The sequence below is a fragment of the Ancylobacter lacus genome, from assembly GCF_018390635.1.
GTDB lineage: Bacteria > Pseudomonadota > Alphaproteobacteria > Rhizobiales > Xanthobacteraceae > Ancylobacter > Ancylobacter lacus.
The window spans coordinates 219257-225318 of sequence record NZ_JAHBGE010000051.1; the positions used below are offsets into that span (position 1 = coordinate 219257).

The following is a 6062-nucleotide window of genomic DNA, read 5'->3' on the forward strand; positions in this document are numbered from 1 at the left end:
ATGGCGCCGTCAGGCCTTGTCGCCGTCCTTGGCGTCGGGCCGCTCGCCCTCCGCGGTCTGAAGAACCGCCGCATCGCCCTCGGCCTTCTTCTCCGTCCCGCTGTCCGGCTTGGCGAGGCTCTCCACGGCCCAACCCTCATCCTTCTCGATGTCGGGGTGGTAGTCGTAGGCGCCCGAATAGTAGCCGGAATAGTAGTAGTAGGAGTTGGCGTTGCGCATGTCGAACTTCGTCATCACCACGCCGAGCACCTTCACCCGGGCCTGCTGGAGGCGCTTGAGACGATTACGGACGACGGTATGGCGGGCCATGTTCGCCGACACCACCATGAGCGTGCCCTCGCTGAGCGAGGCCAGCAGCGGCGCGTCGGCGATCTCCAGGATCGGCGGACCGTCGAGGAGAATGATGTCGAAGTGACTGGCGCCGAAGCTGAGCAGGCTCGTCATGCGGGCGCCGGCGAGCAGCTCGGTCGGGTCCTCGGGGATGCTGCCCGAGGATATGAAGGACAGGTTGGGGAACGGGGTCTGGATCAGCTCGCCCAGCGGCTTCGAGCCCGAGAGATAATCGGACAGGCCGACCGTGTTGGGCACGCCGATGAGGCGATGCATCGAGGGACGGCGCAGGTCGACGTCGATCAGCAGGACCTTGAAGCCGAGCTGGGCGAAGCCCTTGGCCAGTGCCCAGGTGGTCGTGGTCTTGCCCTCGCCCGGCTGGCTCGAGGTGACGAGCAGGCTCTTCGGCATCCCCCCGGCTGTGGCGAACTGGATGGCCGTTCGCAGCGAACGGTAGGACTCCGCCACGTCGGATCTGGGGCTGTCGATCAGGTCGAGCACCGAGGCCGAGGTGTCGATCAGCGGGATGACGCCGAGCACCTGCAGGCCGACCTTCGCCTCCGCCTGATCCGGCGACTTCAGCGTCTCGTCCATCATCTCGAGGCCGAAGGCCGCACCGACGCCGGCGATCAGGCCGAGCATGGCCGAAAAGATGAGGTTGAGGCTGAGCTTCGGCGAATAGCGGAACCGCGGCGGTTCGGCACGGTCGATGATCGACACGTTGCTAAGACCGACGCCGCCGGCGATGCCGACTTCCTTGAAGCGCTGGAGGAGGCCCTCATACAGCGTCTTGTTGGCCTGAACCTCGCGCCGCAGGATGTTGTACTGGATCGAACGATCCCGCTGGGCCAGCACGTCGGACTTGAGCTTGTCGACCTGGTCGGCCAGCAGCTTTTCCCGGCTGAGCGAGGCCTCGTAGCGGGCCTTGATCGTCGACTTGACCAGGTCGACCTGAGCCATCAGCTGGAGCTGCAGCTCGTCGATCTGGGCCTTCAGCTGCACCATGGCCGGGAAGGCCGGCTTGTACTGGCTGAGTTTCTGCTGGTATTCGGCCTGCGACGCGGCGAGGCGCTCGCGCAGCTTGCCGACGGTGTCGTTCTGGATGACTTCGGCCAGCCCGTCGCCGGAGGTCGCCTCGGCCTGCTTCCAGAGTTCCTCATTGGTGATGCGGTCGGCCTGCGCCTGGGCGAGCGAATCGTTCAGCGCCGCGAGGTTGGCCTCGACCAGCGAGCGGTCGTCATTGGTGTCGACGATCGATTCACTCTGGGCGTAATCGACGAGTTCCTTCTCGCTCTCCTGAAGCTTCAGCTTCACTTCGGCAAGGCGGTCCTCCAGGAAGCGACGGGCATAGGACGAGGCGTCGAACCGGCGGTCGAGGTTGCTGGAGATGAAGTTCTCGCCGATCGCGTTGGCGATGCGCGCCACCATGGCGGGATCGCGCCCCGAGACGCTCACATCGACGAGCTGGGAATTGCGTTCCGGGGTGACGATGATCATGGTCAGCAGACGATCGACCGCATTGCGGCGCCGCTGCGCCAGCTGGCTCTCGTCCATCTGCTCGGCGGGGGCATCGCCCTTGCCCAGCACCGCGTCGATCACCGCGCCGACGCCGCCCTTCTTGTCGGAGCCCATGAACTCCGGCGAGGTGTCGAGGTTCAGCGATTTCACGACCCGCTCCGCCAGGGAGCGGCTTTCCAGCAGGGCATACTGGGTTTCGTAGAACGCCTTGTCGTTGGATTTGCTCATCTCGGGCTGAACGCCCTCGACGTTGACGATCTTCGCCGCCTGCGGCTCAAGCTGGAGCGTCACGGTGGCGCGATAGGACGACGGCATCAGCAGCGTGACGACAAAGCCAAGGAAGCAGAACACCCCGACGATCATCAGGATCAGCCGGGTGCGCCGCCGCAGCACGCGCCAGTAGCGCTGCAGGATCTCGGGATTCAGGAACGAGCTCTGCTGCTCGTGGCTTGCCTCGTGTTGCACAAAGGCAGGCGCATGGCCGGCGTGCGGGAGACCGCCCTGGCCATACGGCACCGGAACGACCCTGCCTCCGTCATCGATGTGATGCTGGTTCAAATCACCGTCCTCGCCCATGCACACCCAAGGCACTTCCGGCTCGCCAGACGGTCATCCCACCGCCTCCCGCGAGCCAGCCGCCGACGTTAAAGAACAGCTGCGAACAGACCCGCCACCGGCAGGAACTGCAGCCAATCACGCGCACCCACCTTCATCGAGCTCTCCGGCACCACCACGACGTCGCCCGCCTTGATCGCCGGATCTTCCGCCTTGCCGGCCCGCAGCTGGGTCACGTCGAATCGCGCGACCGTGCGCTGCGCACCCACATTGCGGAAGATAAGCACACTTTGCGGATCGGAATAACGGTCCGGTCCGCCCGCCTGCGCCAGCGCCTGCAACAGGGTCGACGTGCCGGTGATGGGATAGACGCCCGGCTTGGCCACCGAGCCGTCGACCGTCACACGCTGGCTGTTGTAGTCCTTCACGGCAACGCTGACCTGCGGCGACTGGAGGTAGTCCGCCGCCAGCTTCTTCGTCAAGGTTGCCTGCAACTGCTGGGTGGTCATGCCCGATGCGGGCACGGTGCCGATGAGCGGGAAGGAAATCGCCCCGGCGGGAGACACCTGGAAGTCGCCGGTCATTTCCTCAACGCCGAACACATTGACCGATACCGTGTCGAGCGCGCCGAGCCGATAATCCTCGGGCTTGCTCACCGAGGCCGGCACCAGACCCGACAGCGCGGCGGCCGGGATCACCCGCCCGGACGCCCCGCCGGCCGCTTCCGCCGGCGTCGCGTAGGCCATCTGGTCCCGGCTGCCCGGCGACGAAGAGCTACTCTTCGCTGCCGACCCGGCACATCCCGCGAGTGCCAGCGCCGACAGAGCGACGAAGAGCTTCCCGAACATCATCCGATTTCCCAACTCACCTCTGCGACGACCCGGCGATGCAACGTAGATCGACCGACGACCTTCGCCCAGGAGGCGCCTCGACGTTGACGTTACTCGGGTCCACAAATCGCAATGTTCCATCAAAGTCGCCGCACCACCCAGCGCCCGGTGGCCCGCCATGCTGCAACACAGCATCCAGCCTAGAGCGGCGCAAGTGAAAAAAAGCCACAAACAGCCCGGCTCCACGCGGCCGTACTCTCCTCGCATTCTAGGACGGATCGACACGCAGGTCATCCATATCGTTGCGTCAGCGTGAGAAGGGCTGGCGACGGCCTCATCGACCGCCGCTTCCCGCCCGGGGCGAGGGCCCCGCCTGTGCCGGCCCGCGCCATTTTCATCCCGCATCGCCTCCAAACCCTTGAATGCGAAGGCCTCGTTCCCGCGGCCGCCGGGGCGCGGGCCGATCACCGGGACGGCCAGACACGCCGGTCCCGCGAGGGCCCGGGACAATGCCGGCAGCGGACCTTCGGCAATGGAGACGTCCGGCGGAGCAGACTTTGGCGACAGACCGTGATACGGGAGGCACAGGTGCCGGCCCGGCACGTTTCTTCCCCGGCACGTTCTTCGTCGCGGGCGACACGGACAGGCCGGCCCAGGGGCAACCTTTGGCTTTTGCCCAGAATTCAAAGCAAATCCTGCCGGTCGCACCAAGATGATCTGTCGTGTCACGTAAAGCCGGCACGGAGTGGCCAGACCTGATGCCTGAGCGCAACAGCTTGTCGTGAAATCCGCCTTGCGCGGCGCATAGACCCAGATTGATCCTTGTGCAGCGCAATAGATGGTTGAATTGTAAGGCACCGGTGATCTAAGCTGAGTCTCGGCTGATTGCCGTGCAATGGGGCGCGTCGCGCCTTGCGGTCGGCGCAACGAGATGGATGAGGGTGACACATGATGTTTGGGGTAAGGACTTCGCTTATCGCCGCGGCGCTTGTCGTGGCAGGCGTGGCTCAGGCTTCTGCCGGGGCTTCGCTGGTCGACGTTAACGGGCCGGTCCTGGTCAACACGGGCAACGGTTTCCAGCAGGCGTCGGCGACCAGCCTGAAGGCGGGCGACCGCGTTCTGGTTCGTAATGGCGGCAAGGCCGTCCTGTCCTATGAAGATGGCTGCCGCGTCGACCTGAACGTCGGCACCGCGGTGACGGTCGCGAATGCGTCGCCCTGCGTCAGCTCGACGGCCCAGATTAGCACCCCCGCCATCCCGACGTCCGTGATCATCGGCGGCATGGCTGCGGGTGGTATCGGTATCGGCGTCGCGATCGCTCAGAGCAACGACTCCAGCACGAGCACGCCGACCAGCCCCTGATTTCGGCTTGTCGAGGTTTTTCGAGGTGGCGGCCGCCAACGCGGCTGCCACCTTATTTTTTGGTTGGTCCAGGGATTTGAATACCGATATGACCTGACCGTTCGCTGTCGGGCCTCCCCGATGAGTCGCCTGCTCATATGGCCACGGCCGGGGGGTCTTTCCGTACTGCGGCACGGGTCATGGCGCTTTGGCGCGGCAATGCTGACATTCGTCCGCCAGATGCAGCCATGCGACGCCGTTCCCGACAGCGCGCGCGGAATCCCGGCTTCGAACGCCGGCGTCCGGTTCGGTCGGCGCTGCATCGGTCAGGAAGGAAGTCTTCGGGATGTCGTATCTTAAGCTGAACGCTCACGAGGCGCGGCGGATCTATGCGATCGGCGATATCCACGGGCGAATGGACCTGCTCGAAAAGGTGGCGCGCTCGATAGCGGCGGATGTCGAGGCGCATGGCGGCGAAGGCGCGCTGGTCATCACGCTGGGCGATGTCGTCGACCGCGGCCCGCACAGCCGCGCGGTGCTCGATTTCCTCTCGGGTCCCCGCCCCTTCGCGGTTCCGTATGTCGGCTTGCTGGGAAACCACGAGCAGATGCTGCTCGGTTTCCTCGACCAGCCCCGCGAGAACAGCAACTGGTGCAAGCATGGCGGCCACGAGACCCTGCGTTCCTATGGCATCGCGACGACACAGACCATGCTTGGCCGGGGGTATGACACGGCAGCGGAGACGCTCAGCTGGGCCATGCCGCCGCATCATCTCGACTATCTGAAGTCCCTGCGCCTCGGAGTGATGACCGAGAGGTTCTTCTTCTGCCATGCCGGCGTCAAACCCGGCGTCGCGCTCGACGAACAGCGCGTGGAAGATCTGCTCTGGATACGCGAGGAGTTCCTCAATTCGGCGGAGGATTTCGGCCGCTACGTCGTCCACGGTCACACGGTCGTGCCCGCCGTTGACATTCGCCCGAATAGGATCAACATCGACACGGGCGCCTATGACAGCGGTCAACTGACGTGTCTGGTTGTGGAAGATGCCGACATGTTCCTGCTCACCAGCCCGGAGACATGATGAGAGCGATTTCGAGGGGTTTCTTGAGGACGCACGTCGCCATCCTCCTCGCTGTCGCCCTTCCTGGCTCGATCCTTCTCTCCGGCCCGTCTGCCGCGCAACCCGCCCAGACCGCTTTTCCCCCGATGGTCGAAATAGGCCGCATCGCCCCCCCGACGGCTGGGTGGATTTCTGCCGCCGTTATCCCGCCGACTGCGATACCCGCCCGTTCCCGCCGGTGCAGCTCACGCCGGAGAGCTGGGCGGAACTGAACCAGGTGAACCGGGAGGTCAATGCCGCCATCCGCGAGGTACCGGATGGCGACGTCGATGTCTGGAGCTACCCGGTCGATGCAGGCGACTGCGAAGATTTCGGTAAGCGTCGTCCTCAGGCCACGTTACTGAGGGTGGGCTTGGTGGGATAGGCCC

The 6062-nt window shown here is 65.0% G+C and carries 5 protein-coding genes; 3 read left to right on the forward strand and 2 right to left on the reverse strand.

Annotated elements, in window-relative coordinates:
• Positions 1 to 9: 9 nt before the first annotated feature.
• Positions 10 to 2313 (reverse strand): GumC family protein, encoded by a 2304-nt coding sequence (locus tag KHC27_RS13715; RefSeq protein ID WP_213339934.1) that lies wholly within the window; start codon positions 2311 to 2313, stop codon positions 10 to 12.
• 179 nt (positions 2314 to 2492) lie between these two features.
• The gene (locus tag KHC27_RS13720; protein WP_213339935.1) at positions 2493 to 3251 is read right to left on the reverse strand and encodes a polysaccharide biosynthesis/export family protein; all 759 of its coding nucleotides are present in this window, start codon (positions 3249 to 3251) and stop codon (positions 2493 to 2495) included.
• 930 nt (positions 3252 to 4181) lie between these two features.
• On the opposite strand from KHC27_RS13720, the gene KHC27_RS13725 reads away from it, so the two are divergent.
• From KHC27_RS13725 to KHC27_RS21705, 3 genes are all read left to right on the forward strand, one after another.
• A complete protein-coding gene (locus KHC27_RS13725) occupies positions 4182 to 4595 on the forward strand; it encodes a hypothetical protein (RefSeq protein WP_213339936.1) in 414 nt (137 codons plus the stop codon).
• A 325-nt stretch (positions 4596 to 4920) separates the two neighbouring features.
• Positions 4921 to 5655, forward strand: a complete 735-nt coding sequence (locus KHC27_RS13730) for a metallophosphoesterase (RefSeq protein ID WP_213339937.1) — start codon at positions 4921 to 4923, stop codon at positions 5653 to 5655.
• The gene (locus KHC27_RS21705) at positions 5618 to 6058 is read left to right on the forward strand and encodes a transglutaminase-like cysteine peptidase (protein WP_246519917.1); all 441 of its coding nucleotides are present in this window, start codon (positions 5618 to 5620) and stop codon (positions 6056 to 6058) included. The genes KHC27_RS13730 and KHC27_RS21705 overlap by 38 nt, the downstream gene beginning before the upstream one ends.
• Positions 6059 to 6062 lie beyond the last annotated feature (4 nt).

Excerpts from the sequence above, each read along its gene's own strand:
- KHC27_RS13720 (WP_213339935.1), bottom strand. The coding sequence starts at position 3,251 with ATGTTCGGGAAGCTCTTCGTCGCTCTGTCGGCGCTGGCACTCGCGGGA.
- KHC27_RS13725 (WP_213339936.1), top strand. The coding sequence starts at position 4,182 with ATGATGTTTGGGGTAAGGACTTCGCTTATCGCCGCGGCGCTTGTCGTG.
- KHC27_RS13730 (WP_213339937.1), top strand. The coding sequence starts at position 4,921 with ATGTCGTATCTTAAGCTGAACGCTCACGAGGCGCGGCGGATCTATGCG.
- KHC27_RS21705 (WP_246519917.1), top strand. The coding sequence starts at position 5,618 with ATGCCGACATGTTCCTGCTCACCAGCCCGGAGACATGATGAGAGCGAT.